This is a genomic window from Escherichia sp. MOD1-EC7011 (genome assembly GCF_002965005.1).
Lineage (GTDB): Bacteria > Pseudomonadota > Gammaproteobacteria > Enterobacterales > Enterobacteriaceae > Escherichia > Escherichia ruysiae.
This window is the reverse complement of sequence record NZ_PTRD01000009.1, coordinates 33,784-49,510: the sequence shown is the minus strand read 5'-3', so window position 1 is coordinate 49,510 and position 15,727 is coordinate 33,784. Positions and strand designations below refer to the sequence as shown.

General features: G+C 48.4%; 12 protein-coding genes and 1 tRNA gene. 12 read left to right on the top strand and 1 reads right to left on the bottom strand.

All coding sequences use genetic code 11. From position 1 onward, the window contains the following. The first annotated feature begins 149 nt into the window (after nt 1-149). The 12 genes from lpfA (at nt 150) to dppF (ending at nt 14,340) form a co-directional block, all read left to right on the top strand. Nucleotides 150-674, top strand: a complete 525-nt coding sequence (gene lpfA / locus A7098_RS03370) for a long polar fimbrial major subunit LpfA (RefSeq protein WP_000758160.1) — start codon at nt 150-152, stop codon at nt 672-674. 67 nt (nt 675-741) lie between these two features. Beyond that, nucleotides 742-1,428, top strand: coding sequence for a long polar fimbrial biogenesis chaperone LpfB (gene lpfB / locus A7098_RS03365; RefSeq protein WP_000726213.1), 687 nt, complete (start codon nt 742-744; stop codon nt 1,426-1,428). Between the two features lie 23 nt (nt 1,429-1,451). Further along, the gene (gene lpfC / locus A7098_RS03360; protein ID WP_105280331.1) at nt 1,452-4,028 is read left to right on the top strand and encodes an outer membrane usher protein LpfC; all 2,577 of its coding nucleotides are present in this window, start codon (nt 1,452-1,454) and stop codon (nt 4,026-4,028) included. A gap of 15 nt (nt 4,029-4,043) precedes the next feature. Then, the gene (locus tag A7098_RS03355) at nt 4,044-5,099 is read left to right on the top strand and encodes a fimbrial protein (protein WP_105280330.1); all 1,056 of its coding nucleotides are present in this window, start codon (nt 4,044-4,046) and stop codon (nt 5,097-5,099) included. A gap of 5 nt (nt 5,100-5,104) precedes the next feature. Further along, nucleotides 5,105-5,635: a long polar fimbrial protein LpfE gene (gene lpfE / locus A7098_RS03350; protein ID WP_000269272.1), complete on the top strand. Its 531-nt coding sequence runs from the start codon at nt 5,105-5,107 to the stop codon at nt 5,633-5,635. A 263-nt stretch (nt 5,636-5,898) separates the two neighbouring features. After that, complete coding sequence (eptB, locus tag A7098_RS03345; protein WP_105280329.1) at nt 5,899-7,590, top strand: kdo(2)-lipid A phosphoethanolamine 7''-transferase; 1,692 nt, start codon at nt 5,899-5,901, stop codon at nt 7,588-7,590. Nucleotides 7,591-7,681: 91 nt separating this feature from the next. Then, a tRNA-Pro gene (locus tag A7098_RS03340) sits at nt 7,682-7,758 on the top strand. A gap of 740 nt (nt 7,759-8,498) precedes the next feature. After that, a complete protein-coding gene (gene dppA / locus A7098_RS03335; protein WP_001222867.1) occupies nt 8,499-10,106 on the top strand; it encodes a dipeptide ABC transporter substrate-binding protein DppA in 1,608 nt (535 codons plus the stop codon). Nucleotides 10,107-10,413: 307 nt separating this feature from the next. Then, a complete protein-coding gene (dppB, locus tag A7098_RS03325; RefSeq protein ID WP_105280328.1) occupies nt 10,414-11,433 on the top strand; it encodes a dipeptide ABC transporter permease DppB in 1,020 nt (339 codons plus the stop codon). 9 nt (nt 11,434-11,442) lie between these two features. Continuing rightward, nucleotides 11,443-12,345 (top strand): dipeptide ABC transporter permease DppC, encoded by a 903-nt coding sequence (gene dppC, locus A7098_RS03320; protein ID WP_000084683.1) that lies wholly within the window; start codon nt 11,443-11,445, stop codon nt 12,343-12,345. A 10-nt stretch (nt 12,346-12,355) separates the two neighbouring features. Continuing rightward, nucleotides 12,356-13,339 carry a dipeptide ABC transporter ATP-binding protein gene (dppD, locus tag A7098_RS03315; protein WP_105280327.1) on the top strand — a complete coding sequence of 328 codons (984 nt, stop codon included), beginning with the start codon at nt 12,356-12,358 and terminating at the stop codon, nt 13,337-13,339. Further along, the gene (gene dppF, locus A7098_RS03310) at nt 13,336-14,340 is read left to right on the top strand and encodes a dipeptide ABC transporter ATP-binding subunit DppF (protein WP_105280326.1); all 1,005 of its coding nucleotides are present in this window, start codon (nt 13,336-13,338) and stop codon (nt 14,338-14,340) included. Before dppD ends, dppF begins: the two co-directional genes overlap by 4 nt. Nucleotides 14,341-14,369: 29 nt before the next feature. Here dppF and A7098_RS03305 read toward each other — a convergent pair whose 3' ends face one another. After that, nucleotides 14,370-15,641 (bottom strand): aromatic amino acid transport family protein, encoded by a 1,272-nt coding sequence (locus A7098_RS03305; RefSeq protein WP_105280325.1) that lies wholly within the window; start codon nt 15,639-15,641, stop codon nt 14,370-14,372. Between the last annotated feature and the right edge of the window lie 86 nt (nt 15,642-15,727).

Here is a 15,727-nt window from a genome sequence, read left to right as displayed (position 1 = left end):
ATAACATGCTGAATTTAATATATATTCCTTTTTATTTTAAAAAATAATATTTAGTAAAAATAATTTTATTTTTTAGTGCCATTTGTATAATCTGCGCCCCGTTGTGTGAACAACATTAAGCATATTTATCTATATAAATGGAGTTATTCATGAAAAAGGTTGTTTTTGCCTTGTCAGCACTGGCGTTAACTTCTGGTTCCGTATTTGCAGCGGATTCCGGTGATGGCACTGTGAAATTTACAGGTGAAATCGTCGATGCAGCTTGCGTACTGTCAGTTGATTCTCAGAATCAGGAAGTTGTACTGGGTCAGGTGCAAAAATCTGTATTTGCTGCAGTCGGTGATAAATCACCATCAAAACCTTTCGAAATCAAGCTGGAAGATTGTGATATCACCACTTTGAAAAAGGCGAAAGTCAGCTTTAGTGGCGTTGGTGATACCGATAAACCTGAACTTATCTCTGTTAGCACCGAAGCAGGCGCGGCGAAAGGCGTAGGTATCGGTATTTATGATAACAGCAACACCCTGGTTGCGATGAATAGTGGTGAATCCAGCACTGACCTGAAAAAAGGTCAGACAGTTCTTTATTTCACCGCAAACTATGTTTCTACTTTAGCTGCTGTAACTACTGGTTATGGTAATGCTCAGGTTGATTTCAATCTGTCTTACGAGTAATAGTTAGTTTCACAATTGGCGAAGATGAATTCTCCGCCAATTGTGTTCAACGTTCATGGATAGAATGATGAAAAAAAAATTCATTGCGTTAACTCTTTGGGTGTTAATTTCGCAGTCTGCACTAGCGAGTGGGGTTGGGCTTAGTTCTACTCGGGTGATTTATGACGGTAATAAGAAAGAAGCATCGCTAACCGTACAAAACAAAAATAAATCAGAAGAATTTCTTATTCAGTCATGGGTTGATGATGCAACGGGTAGTAAAAAAACACCATTCATCATTACTCCGCCATTATTCAAACTTGAGCCAGGAAAAAACAACATCTTACGTATCGTAAATGTGAATCCGTCCTTACCTCAGGATCGTGAATCTGTTTACTGGGTAAACGTCAAAGCGATTCCTTCTCAAAATGAAGAAAATGAAGGGAAAAATGTCTTGCAGATTGCAGTTCGTACTCGCATCAAGCTTTTTTATCGCCCAGCAGGTCTAAAAGGGGATATTAAATCTTCGCCAGGAGAACTACGTTTTACGCGAAACGGTAAACAGATAAAAGTTGACAATCCAACTGTTTTTAACATCACGTTCAGTGATGTATTTATTAACGGACACGAAATTGAAAAGTCCGGTATGGTGCCAGCAAAAGGGTCTTTGAATATCAATTTGCCTGCAGGTGTGAACAGTGCTTCGCAAATAAAATATAATACAATTAATGATTTTGGCTCTTCAGGTGAATATCTGACTCGCGAAATTAATTAATAGTTTTCAGGGGAACCAACTTAATGTCATGGATGGTCGTTTCGCGCACTTACACTTCTTTGCCCTTTTCTTTATCTGTATTGGCGCTTACGGTTGCAGGCTCTTTTTCTGCGACAGCTGGAAAATTTAATCCGCGTTTTCTGGAAGATACCGCAGGGATCAACCAGCATGTTGACCTTTCCATGTACGAAACTGACCATGGCGCGCAGTTGCCTGGAACATATCGCGTTTCTTTAATCGTCAATGAACAAAAAATGGAAACGCGCACTCTGGAGTTTAAGGCGGCTACAGAATCCCAACGAAAGGAGATGGGGGAGTTTCTCATACCTTGTTTAAGCCGGACACAACTGGCTGATATGGGCGTTCGTGTAGACAGTTTTTCAGCACTTAACCTTATACCAGCAGAAGCCTGTGTGGCGTTTAATGAAATTATCCCTCAGGCGACCAGTCATTTTGATTTTAGCGAACAAAAGCTGGTGATGAGTTTTCCTCAGGCGGCAATGCAGCAGGTTGCTCGCGGTACAGTACCTGAATCTCGCTGGGACGATGGTGTGCCCGCGTTGCTTCTTGATTACAGTTTCAGCGGTAGTAACAGTTCTCATGATACAAAAAGTTATAATCGCTACATTGATGAAAATGGTAATCATCACCAGGATAAAAACGAAACTAGCCAGACTAACGATAGCTACTACTTAAGTATGCGAAGCGGCCTTAACCTTGGGGCATGGCGTCTGCGAAATTACAGTAACTGGAGCTATAGTAACGGCGAGAAGCAGTGGGACAATATTGGCACCTATGTAACACGGGCCATTGTTCCGCTGAAAGCGCAACTGACATTGGGTGATACAGCAACACCTTCAGATATTTTTGACAGTGTGCAGATGCGCGGGGCATTACTGGCCTCTGATGAAGAAATGTTGCCAGACAGCCAACGTGGTTTTGCTCCGGTAGTTCGAGGGATAGCGAAAAGTAACGCGGAAGTCAGTATTGAACAAAATGGTTACGTGATTTATCGAGCATTTGTTCAGCCAGGTGCGTTTGAAATTAACGATTTATACCCCACAGCGAACAGCGGTGATTTAACCGTAATTGTTAAAGAGGCTGATGGTAGTGAACAAAGATTTATTCAGCCATTCTCTTCAGTCGCTATTTTCCAACGTGAAGGGCATCTCAAATATAGCCTTTCTGCTGGTGAATACCGTGCTGGTAATTACGATAGCGCCAACCCACGCTTTGGTCAGTTTAATGCGATGTATGGTTTACCGTTTGGTATGACCACCTATGGTGGCGCATTAATTTCTAAGGATTACAACGCATTTGCTCTGGGATTGGGGAAAAACTTTGGCTCTATTGGTGCAATATCGGTTGATATTACTCAGGCAAAAAGTACATTAAATAATAATGCAACCGATCAGGGACAATCGTACCGCTTTCTTTATTCAAAAAGCTTTGCCAGCGGCACAGATTTCCGTTTATTGGGTTACAAGTATTCTACCAGTGGTTTTTATACCTTCCAGGAAGCAACAGATGTGCGTAGCGGTGCTGACAGCGATTACGGCCGTTACCATAAGCGTAGTGAAATTCAGGGTAATTTGACACAGCAATTGGGCACCTATGGGTCGGTTTATTTCAATATGACCCAGCAGGATTACTGGAATGATGACGGTAAGCGCCTTTCTTTGGCTACCGGGTACAACGGTCGTATTGGACGTGTTAATTACAGTATTGCTTACAGTTGGAATAAAAGCCCTGAATGGGATGAAAACGACCAGTTGTGGTCATTTAATGTTTCCATTCCGTTTGGTCGGGCATGGAGTAACTACCGCGTGACAACCGATCAGGATGGTCGTACGACACAACAGCTTGGCGTCAATGGCACTTTGTTAGAAGATCGCAATCTTAGCTATAACGTTCAGGAAGGGTATTCCAGTAATGGTGTTGGTAATAGCGGTAATGCCAGTTTGTCGTACCAGGGCGGCGCCGGTAATATCAGCATGGGTTACAGCTATGGTAAAGACTACCAGCAGACTAACTACAGCCTGCGTGGTGGCATTGTAGCGCACAGTGAAGGGATCTCGCTTTCCCAACCTTTGGGTGAAACCATTGGTATAGTTTCAGCACCAGGTGCCCGGGGGGCGAAAGTATTAAATAATAGTGGTGTGAGTGTTGACTTGCAAGGTAATGCGGTCGTTCCTTATCTGAGCATCTACCGTGAAAATGATGTGTCCATTCGCAGTGAAACGTTGAATGACAGTGTTGATATGAACAGCGCATTCCAGACAGTTGTGCCAACGCGAGGAGCTGTTGTACGGGCGCATTTCGATACCCGTGTGGGTTATCGAGTTCTTATGACATTAATTCGGCAAAATGAAGTGAGCGTCCCCTTTGGTGCAACTGCAACGCTGGTTTCAGATAAAAGTGAACAGATTAGCGGTATTGTTGGTGAAGATGGGCAGTTATATATCAGCGGGATGCCTAAAAAAGGGGATGTGAAGATCGTATGGGGTAAAGATACTTCACAACAATGCGTTGCGAAATATGAACTGCCGATTAAGGAAAAATCGTCAGGTATTATTTCTGTGACAATAAATTGCCAATGATCAGGGATAGATAATATGATGAAAATTTCAAGTCTGTTTTTTGTTGGAAGCATGTTGTTTACGGCCAATAATGTTATGGCTGCAGATTGGGGACCCTGTACATCGACTTCAGGTGTTCATGATTACCCAGTCAATTTTGATATTGATATTATGGATGCCAGCAAAAATAAAGCGGGTACTGAATTAAGATTAATTTACTCATGGGCTGGTGTTGGGCAGCCTTTTAGTTTTATTTGTGAGTGTCCGGATACTTATAAAACGGAAAAGGATACACTGATTAAAGTCGTGAGTAACTTATCTACGGCAACGCGAAAAATAAACAGTGAGCAATACTACCGGTTAACCGATGAGCTGGAAGTAATGACCATGATTCAAGGTCCAAGCGTGTTTTTCCGCGTTCCGGAGGCCAATAGTCAGATCCCTAATTTAAATAACTCTTCTCAAGACTGTAAAGGTAATAATCTGGGGCAATTTGGCAGTAATGGCTATCTGTCATTTTATATAGCAAAGCCTGTTCAGGGTGAGGTGGAAATTCCCTACACGCTTATTGCAACAATGTATGCCTCAAAGAAAAAAAATACATACAGGGATCCACTTTCTACGGTCAGTATTGCAGGAAAATTGACCTTTACACAAGGCTGTAAAATTGACGCCGGTACGGTATTGGATGTCCCCTTCGGCGAGTACCCATCTTCGGCATTTAAAAATAAAAAAGGAACCATTCCAGTTGGAGGCACTGAAAAAGAGATTAACCTCCAGTTCGATTGTGAAAATATTACCGATGGCATTCAGGTATCACTAAGGATTGAAGGAAACACAAGTCAGGCTGACGAGCGTGCCATCGATATGGGTAACCCAGACATTGGTGTGTTGGTTATGGATCCAAACGGCAATGTCTTAAGGCCTAACGATACCAACAGCAGTGTTAACTTAAACCTCGGTTCGAACGATTCCCAACAACATCGCGATGCAACAATTAAACTGAAAGCAGCACCAATCAGCACGACCGGAAATGCTCCAGCGGCAGGGCAATATAGTGGGGTTGCAACAATCTTTCTGGATATGGATTAGTCATCATGTGGAGAAATAGTATACGTTGCCTGTTACCCTTTTTAGCTCTGGCATATTTTCCCGGCGCTGAAGCCAAAATAAGCCTCGGTGAAGCAGGAAAACTGACGTTTTCTCTTTCAGTCGTGGCCAAAGGGTGTGAGTTTGAAGCCGCTGATTTAGAAGTTGTCATGGGGAAAATGATGTTAATGAAGCCAGTCACGGTCGGAAGAGTCATAAACGAAAAAAATTTCGTAATCGAATTAAAAGATTGTGACGGAATATCAAAAGCTAAAGTAACAATGGACGGCCTTCCTGACACCAATGATAACTCTCTTTTTGCTCTGGATGCCGGAGGCGCAACGGGAATAGCCCTGCAAATTGTTGACGGCAAGGGCACAAAACAGATTCCGAAAGTCGCTGGTGGAACGGCGATAGAGTGGCCAGTAAATGGAACAACAACCCAACTGAACTACAAAGCGAGTTATGTCGTTGTAAACGCCAATGCAACGTCTGGACATGCAAATGCCATGGTCAATTTCTCCGTGGAGTATGAGTAACCAGTTTCGGACTTTTGGCAGAAAAAGAGGAGATTACTCCTCTTTTTTACAAGAACAGTTAATTATTGGTCTGCATTCTGACTTGCTTTTTGTAAATATCTGTAGCTAAAACTCACTTCATTGCCACTTTTCCTTCTCTCTGTGGTCTACTTAACGACATGAGCAGGGGATGGCGTTCACTACTCCTGCATTTTTTCCTGATACTCCCACTGCAAAAACGGAGTGCTGGATATTTTTTCCCCTTTATCCCAGGGTTTGTTTGCATGAGATACATCAAAACGATAACGCAGCAAAAGCTAAGCTTTTTTCTCGCTGTCTATATTGGTTTGTTTATGAATTGCGCAGTCTATTTCCGTCGGTTTGACGGTTACGCGCATAACTTCACTTTTCTTAATGGCGTTTCGGCGGTTATCGAACTGGCAGGGACGGTTCTGGCAACCTTCTTCTTTTTACGCTTAATTTCACTCTTTGGCAGAACGGCCTGGAAAGTGCTGGCTTCATTGCTGGTGCTGATTTCTGCCGGAGCTAGCTACTACATGACATTTATGAATGTCATGATTGGCTACGGGATTGTCGCTTCGGTGATGACCACCGACATTGACCTGTCGAAAGAAGTGGTTGGCTGGACGCTTATCGCATGGGTTGTACTGGTGAGTATTATCCCGTTGCTATTTATCTGGATGAACCGCTCACAAGACACCTTCTGGCGTCAGCTTTGTACCCCGAAAACACGCTGGCGTAGCGCGCTTACTGTGCTGTTAGCGGGCTTGCTGGTATGGGGGCCAATACGTCTGATGGATGTAGCGCAAAAGCGTGCCGATCGCATGGCTGGGGTGGATATGCCTAGTTATGGCGGGGTGTTGGCGAACTCCTATTTACCTTCGAACTGGCTTTCTGCGTTGGGGCTGTATGCCTGGGCGCAAGTGGATGAATCTTCAGACAATCGTTCGCTGATGAATCCGGCGAAAAAATTCACCTATACCCCGACGCAAAATCTCGACGACACCTATGTGATTTTCATTATTGGTGAAACCACGCGTTGGGATCATATGGGAATGTTGGGCTACGAACGTGATACAACGCCGAAGCTGGCAAAAGAGAAAAACCTGGTGATGTATCGTGGTTATTCTTGCGATACCGCGACTAAATTATCACTACGCTGTATGTTTGTGCGTGAAGGTGGAACGGAAGATAACCCTCAACGTACTCTTAAAGAACAGAACGTATTTGCGGTTCTCAAACAGTTGGGTTTTAGCTCCGATTTGTACGCCATGCAGAGCGAGATGTGGTTCTACAGCAATACCATGGCTGACAACATTGCCTACCGTGAGCAAATCGCGGCTGAGCCACGTAACCGTGGAAAAGCGGTAGACGACATGTTGCTGGTGAATGAAATTGAACGTTCTCTGGAGAAAAAACCAGAAGGTAAGCATCTGATTGTGCTGCATACCAAAGGGTCGCACTACAATTATACTCAGCGTTATCCACGTGAGTTTGCCCAGTGGAAGCCAGAGTGTTATGCAATTGATCGCAAATGTCCAAAAGCGCCGATGATCAACTCATACGATAACTCCATCACCTACGTAGATCATTTTATCGACTCGGTGATCGACAGATTCCGCGATAAGAAAGCAATTGTGTTCTACGCGGCGGATCACGGTGAGTCGATTAACGAGCGTGAGCACTTGCATGGTACACCACGTGAATATGCACCGCCGGAGCAGTTCCGCGTGCCGATGATGGTCTGGATGTCAGATAAATATCTGGAAAATCCGGCCAATGCGCAGGCATTCGCGCAGTTGAAAAAAGAAGCCGATATGAAAGTACCGCGCCGTCACGTAGAGCTGTACGACACCATCATGGGCTGTCTCGGCTATACTTCACCGGATGGTGGAATTAACGAAAATAACAACTGGTGCCACATCCCACAGGCGAAGACCGTTGCGGCTAACTAAGCGGCCTGCTGACTTTCTCGCCGATCAAAAGGCATTTTGCTATTAAGGGATTGACGAGGGCGTATCTGCGCAGTAAGATGCGCCCCGCATTCGGTGATTGGCGCAGCCTGGTAGCGCACTTCGTTCGGGACGAAGGGGTCGGAGGTTCGAATCCTCTATCACCGACCAAATTAGAAAAACCAGCCTACGGGCTGGTTTTTTGCTTTCTGCGGCCTGAAGAGGATGAGAACCTCCGGGGGCAGGAGGTTCGACTCGACGTAGGCCTGATAAGACGCGCCAGCGTCGCATCAGGCAAATGTGCCGACCCATTGTCGGATGCGGCGCGACCGCCTTATCCCCCCTACACCACACATTTCCCTGCCAAATTTGCGCCCCATATCTCACTATCCATTAACGGATTTGTGACAGAATCCATTGTCTTTTTTTATATTTGCTTAAATCTTTTTTTGCGTTACTTATGGCTGGCGCTGGCATTTTCCGCTGTGCGTTTTAGCGTTCATGGTATTAATCGCTCAGATATCCACCTTTTCCTCAGATTTTTTTCATTAAAAGCATAAAACTTAATCACCAATTGTTGCGAAATATTAAGGTGATTGTTCTGGTTATGTTGGAGTAGCACAAATTTCTCTGTTGCAAATAGCGGTTTGAAGTTTTTTTAATCTTTGTTTGTGGATTCTCACCGTTGGTGTAAATCCCGGTTGGCTGTATTGACGTTTTCACATTCTGTTGACAGATTGTAGGTCACGAGGGGCATTTTATGGAGGATCCGCACTGTTACACTGATGTTAATTAGTACGGCATCCCCACCTCATAACGTTGACCCGACCGGGCAAAAAACAAAAAAGGTCAGGCAACGACAACCCACTGCAAAGGGTTAAAACAACAAACATCACAATTGGAGCAGAATAATGCGTATTTCCTTGAAAAAGTCAGGGATGCTGAAGCTTGGTCTCAGCCTGGTGGCTATGACCGTCGCAGCAAGTGTTCAGGCTAAAACTCTGGTTTATTGCTCAGAAGGTTCGCCTGAAGGGTTTAACCCGCAGCTGTTTACCTCCGGCACCACCTATGACGCCTCTTCCGTACCGCTTTATAACCGCCTGGTTGAGTTTAAAATCGGCACCACCGAAGTGATTCCAGGCCTCGCTGAAAAGTGGGAAATCAGCGAAGACGGTAAAACCTATACCTTCCATCTGCGTAAAGGTGTGAAGTGGCATGACAATAAAGAATTCAAACCGACGCGCGAACTGAATGCCGATGACGTGGTGTTCTCGTTCGATCGTCAGAAAAACGCGCAAAACCCGTACCATAAAGTTTCTGGCGGTAGCTACGAATACTTCGAAGGCATGGGCTTGCCGGAGCTGATCAGCGAAGTGAAGAAGGTGGACGACAACACCGTTCAGTTCGTGCTGACGCGTCCGGAAGCGCCGTTCCTCGCTGACCTGGCAATGGACTTCGCCTCTATTCTGTCAAAAGAATATGCTGACGCGATGATGAAAGCCGGTACGCCAGAAAAACTGGATCTCAACCCAATCGGCACTGGCCCGTTCCAGTTACAGCAGTACCAGAAAGATTCCCGTATTCGCTACAAAGCATTTGATGGTTATTGGGGCACCAAACCGCAGATCGATACGCTGGTCTTCTCTATTACTCCCGATGCTTCTGTGCGTTACGCAAAATTGCAGAAGAATGAATGCCAGGTGATGCCGTACCCGAACCCGGCAGATATCGCCCGCATGAAGCAGGATAAATCCATCAACCTGATGGAAATGCCGGGGCTGAACGTCGGTTATCTCTCGTATAACGTGCAGAAAAAACCACTAGATGACGTGAAAGTTCGCCAGGCACTGACCTACGCGGTGAACAAAGACGCGATAATCAAAGCGGTTTATCAGGGCGCGGGCGTGGCAGCGAAAAACCTGATCCCGCCAACCATGTGGGGCTATAACGACGACGTTCAGGATTACACCTATGATCCTGAAAAAGCGAAAGCCTTGCTGAAAGAAGCCGGTCTGGAAAAAGGCTTCTCCATCGACCTGTGGGCAATGCCGGTACAACGTCCGTATAACCCGAATGCTCGCCGCATGGCGGAGATGATTCAGGCAGACTGGGCGAAAGTGGGCGTACAGGCCAAAATCGTCACCTACGAATGGGGTGAGTACCTCAAGCGTGCGAAAGATGGCGAGCACCAGACGGTAATGATGGGCTGGACTGGCGATAACGGGGATCCGGATAACTTCTTCGCCACCCTGTTCAGCTGCGCCGCCTCTGAACAAGGTTCCAACTACTCAAAATGGTGCTACAAACCGTTTGAAGATCTGATTCAACCGGCGCGTGCTACCGACGACCACAACAAGCGTGTTGAATTGTACAAACAAGCACAGGTCGTGATGCACGATCAGGCTCCGGCACTGATCATCGCTCACTCCACCGTGTTTGAACCGGTACGCAAAGAAGTTAAAGGCTATGTGGTTGATCCATTAGGCAAACATCACTTCGAAAATGTCTCTATTGAATAATTAAAAGCCGTACAAGACTGATGGCAAAGGCAAAACTGCCTGATGTGCTCCGCTTATCAGGCCTACGAAAATTCTGCAATGTATTGAGTTTGCCAGATTTTGTAGGCCGGATAAGGCGTTCAGTCCGCATCCGGCATGAACAAAGCGCACTTTGTCAACAATCTGCATACCCGGTGGTGCTGTGCCTCTGCGCACAGCGCCATCCGGCAGCAATACTTCATTCCCTGTCCGGCACGGGCGGGAATTGATTGGTGAGCAATACAGACACGCAGTTCCAGGCTGCGGGTCACTATAGAGAATCCGGGTTATGTTGCAGTTTATTCTCCGACGTTTGGGACTCGTCATCCCCACGTTTATCGGTATTACCCTTCTCACCTTTGCCTTTGTTCACATGATCCCCGGCGATCCGGTGATGATCATGGCGGGCGAACGTGGGATCTCCCCAGAGCGTCATGCGCAATTGCTGGCAGAACTCGGCTTAGATAAGCCGATGTGGCAGCAGTATCTCCATTACATTTGGGGCGTTATGCACGGCGATCTAGGCATTTCGATGAAAAGCCGCATCCCGGTTTGGGAAGAGTTCGTGCCACGCTTCCAGGCTACGCTGGAACTTGGTGTTTGCGCGATGATTTTTGCGACTGCGGTCGGTATTCCGGTTGGTGTACTGGCTGCGGTTAAACGCGGTTCCATTTTCGATCACACGGCGGTTGGTCTGGCGCTGACCGGCTACTCCATGCCAATCTTCTGGTGGGGCATGATGTTGATCATGCTGGTTTCAGTGCACTGGAACCTGACGCCTGTCTCCGGTCGCGTGAGCGACATGGTGTTCCTTGATGATTCCAATCCGTTAACCGGTTTTATGCTGATCGACACCGCCATCTGGGGGGAAGACGGTAACTTTATCGATGCCGTCGCCCATATGCTCCTGCCCGCTATTGTGCTGGGTACTATCCCGCTGGCGGTCATTGTGCGTATGACGCGCTCCTCGATGCTGGAAGTGCTGGGTGAAGACTATATCCGCACCGCGCGAGCCAAAGGTCTTACCCGTATGCGGGTGATTATCGTCCATGCGCTGCGTAACGCCATGCTGCCGGTGGTAACCGTTATTGGCCTGCAGGTGGGGACGCTGCTGGCGGGGGCGATTCTGACCGAAACCATCTTCTCGTGGCCCGGTCTTGGGCGCTGGTTGATTGACGCGCTGCAACGCCGCGATTATCCGGTGGTGCAGGGCGGCGTATTGCTGGTGGCGACGATGATTATCCTCGTCAACCTGCTGGTCGATCTGCTGTACGGCGTGGTGAACCCGCGTATTCGTCATAAGAAGTAAGGGAACATCATGTCACAGGTTACTGAAAATAAAGTGATTACTGCACCGGTGCCGATGACCCCGTTACAGGAGTTCTGGCACTATTTTAAACGCAACAAAGGCGCGGTTGTCGGGCTGGTTTACGTCGTCATCGTGCTGTTTATCGCGATCTTTGCCAACTGGATTGCACCCTATAACCCGGCGGAACAGTTCCGCGATGCACTGCTCGCCCCGCCAGCGTGGCAGGAAGGCGGCAGCATGGCGCACTTGCTGGGCACTGATGATGTTGGTCGCGATGTGATGTCGCGCCTGATGTACGGTGCACGGCTGTCGCTGTTGGTCGGTTGTCTGGTGGTGGTGTTATCGCTGATTATGGGCGTTATTCTCGGCCTGATCGCCGGTTACTTTGGCGGCCTGGTCGATAACATCATCATGCGCGTGGTCGATATCATGCTGGCGCTGCCAAGCCTGTTGCTGGCGCTGGTGCTGGTGGCTATCTTCGGCCCGTCGATTGGTAACGCCGCGCTGGCGCTGACCTTCGTTGCCTTGCCGCACTATGTCCGCTTAACCCGCGCCGCCGTGCTGGTGGAGGTGAATCGCGATTACGTTACCGCTTCTCGCGTAGCGGGAGCCGGGGCGCTGCGCCAGATGTTTATCAATATTCTTCCCAACTGCCTTGCGCCGCTGATTGTTCAGGCGTCGCTCGGTTTCTCTAACGCCATTCTCGATATGGCTGCTCTTGGTTTCCTCGGTATGGGGGCGCAGCCGCCAACGCCGGAGTGGGGCACCATGCTCTCCGATGTGTTGCAGTTCGCGCAAAGCGCCTGGTGGGTCGTGACCTTCCCTGGTCTGGCGATCCTGCTGACGGTGCTGGCATTTAACCTGATGGGTGACGGTCTGCGTGACGCGCTCGATCCCAAACTGAAGCAGTAAGAGGTTCGAGATGGCGTTATTAAATGTAGATAAATTATCGGTGCATTTCGGCGACGAAAGCGCACCATTCCGCGCCGTAGACCGCATCAGCTACAGCGTGAAACAGGGTGAAGTGGTCGGAATTGTGGGGGAGTCTGGCTCAGGTAAGTCGGTCAGTTCACTGGCGATTATGGGGCTGATTGATTATCCGGGCGGCGTAATGGCGGAAAAGCTGGAGTTTAACGGTCAGGATTTGCAGCGTATATCAGAAAAAGAGCGCCGCAACCTGGTGGGTGCCGAAGTGGCGATGATCTTCCAGGACCCGATGACCAGCCTTAACCCGTGCTACACCGTGGGTTTCCAGATTATGGAAGCGATTAAGGTGCATCAGGGCGGTAACAAAAGTACCCGCCGTCAGCGGGCGATTGACCTGTTGAATCAGGTCGGTATTCCCGATCCGGCATCGCGTCTGGATGTTTACCCGCATCAGCTTTCCGGCGGAATGAGCCAGCGCGTGATGATCGCCATGGCGATTGCCTGTCGGCCAAAACTGCTGATTGCCGATGAACCGACCACCGCGCTGGACGTGACCATTCAGGCGCAAATCATCGAACTGCTGCTGGAGTTGCAGCAGAAAGAGAATATGGCGCTGGTGTTGATCACCCATGACCTGGCGCTGGTGGCGGAAGCGGCGCATAAAATCATCGTGATGTATGCAGGCCAGGTGGTGGAAACGGGCGATGCTCACGCCATCTTCCGTGCGCCGCGTCATCCGTATACTCAGGCATTGCTACGCGCGCTGCCGGAATTTGCTCAGGACAAAGAACGTCTGGCGTCGTTGCCTGGTGTCGTTCCCGGCAAGTACGACCGCCCGAACGGCTGCCTGCTTAACCCGCGCTGTCCCTATGCCACTGACAGATGCCGCGCTGAAGAACCGGCGCTGAATATGCTCGCTGACGGGCGTCAGTCCAAATGCCATTACCCACTTGATGATGCCGGGAGGCCCACACTATGAGTACGCAAGAGGCCACCTCGCAACAACCGCTGTTGCAGGCTATCGACCTGAAAAAACATTATCCGGTGAAGAAAGGTATGTTCGCACCGGAACGTCTGGTGAAGGCGCTGGATGGTGTTTCGTTTAACCTTGAACGTGGCAAAACGCTGGCAGTAGTGGGCGAATCTGGCTGCGGTAAATCGACCCTCGGTCGGTTGCTGACGATGATTGAAACGCCCACCAGCGGCGAGCTGTATTACCAGGGGCAGGATCTGCTTAAGCACGATCCGCAGGCGCAGAAGCTGCGTCGGCAGAAAATCCAGATTGTCTTCCAGAACCCTTACGGTTCGCTGAATCCGCGTAAAAAAGTTGGGCAAATTCTCGAAGAGCCGCTGCTGATCAACACCAGCTTAAGCAAAGAACAGCGTCGGGAAAAAGCCCTGTCGATGATGGCGAAAGTCGGCCTGAAAACCGAGCACTACGACCGCTATCCGCACATGTTTTCCGGCGGTCAGCGTCAGCGTATCGCCATTGCACGTGGTCTGATGCTCGACCCGGACGTGGTGATTGCCGATGAACCGGTTTCCGCGCTGGACGTCTCGGTGCGTGCGCAGGTGCTCAACCTGATGATGGATTTGCAGCAGGAACTGGGGCTTTCTTATGTCTTCATCTCCCACGACCTGTCGGTGGTGGAGCACATTGCTGATGAAGTGATGGTGATGTACCTGGGCCGCTGCGTGGAGAAGGGAACGAAAGACCAAATCTTCAATAACCCGCGCCATCCGTACACTCAGGCGCTACTTTCCGCAACGCCGCGCCTGAATCCGGACGATCGCCGCGAGCGCATCAAGCTCACCGGTGAACTGCCTAGCCCGCTGAATCCACCGCCGGGTTGCGCCTTCAACGCCCGCTGTCGTCGGCGCTTCGGCCCCTGCACCCAGTTGCATCCGCAGCTAAAAGACTACGGCGGTCAACTGGTCGCTTGTTTTGCTGTTGATCAGGATGAAAATCCACAGCGTTAACTCACAAAACCGGGGCCATGCGCTCCGGTTTACTCAATCAGCTTCAACAGTGGCGACAAGCATAACAAAATGCCGTACAGCAGAATCAGCCAGGCTTTAAACCCGCGAAGTTTTTCCAGTTGTGCGACTTTATAGATCAGGAAAAATGGAATGAGGCACGACACAATGCCATATAACGGGCTTCCCAACTGAAAGAACACCAGCACCGATACACGAAACGAAACCCAAATCGTCAACGTAATGACGATAAAAGCGCAGATCGCCAGAGTCAGCATGCGTGAGTTAATTTTCTTGGTATCAATAATTCGGCTTAACAGATTGAGAATAATGCCTTTAATAGCCTCGTGGAAACCGAGATAAATGCCAAAGAATGCGGTCAGTACGGCAAAGATATTCAGCACCGTAGAGGTGATATGAATGATATGCCCAGGGATCACCTGTGCCGCCAGTGCCAGTGCTGAGATATTTTGCTCAAAGGCAGAAACGGCTTCTTCATGGCTAATCGAAAAGGTAAACGAAAAGGCAAAAAACAGGATCACCGCGATGAGCGTGATATAGCTAATCCGATGGGTGCGCAGCGCGAGTCGTGTTGCCAGCACTTTATTTGCTTCTCGTTTGCGATAGGCAATATTCATCGGGTTAAGCACCTGAATAAATACTGCAGAAAAGAAGCAAAAAGGGATAGTAAGCAGGACGTCGCGAAAGAAGACGGAGGCTTGTGGGAACGCGGTTATATTGGCGAAATTCCAGTGCGGGATCATCGCAAAACCGAACACCACAATAATGCCCACTTTGACCACCACCATCGGGCCGGAAATTTTAAACAATAATCTTTCCCCACCTGACGCGATAGCTACCAGTACGGCGAAAATAGCCACTTTATAAAGTAGGGATTGTGAAAGATCGGCATCGGTCAAACCGAAGGTTTTCAGGTATGAGGCGCTGTCGAAAACCACGGAGAGGGAATAGATAAAAATTCCGTGGATAATCATCAAAAAGTAGATAACGCCGAGAAATATTCCCCAGTTCTTCCCCAGGTAATGACTGATAATATCGGTGTAGTCATTACAGGATTCACTTTCAGATAGTGTTTTTAAATAAATATCCTGCACTACCCAGGTTGCTGGATAAGCAATAATGGCGGCGGTGATAAATACCCAAATTCCCTTCAGCCCAATTTGTACTGGCATCAGCACCGTTCCGGCACCAATTGCCATTCCTATGCATAATAAAACCCAGCCGAAGTCGTATCGCGTAAATGGTAATTTCTGATCGCGTAGTTGTAATGTGTTGTCCTGCATAAAGTCCTGTCCAGAAAGAAGTCAGCCCCGCAAAGATGGTTATCCCCCGTTTCTCTTGCGCAACAGGCGGAGAAGTCGAATACGCA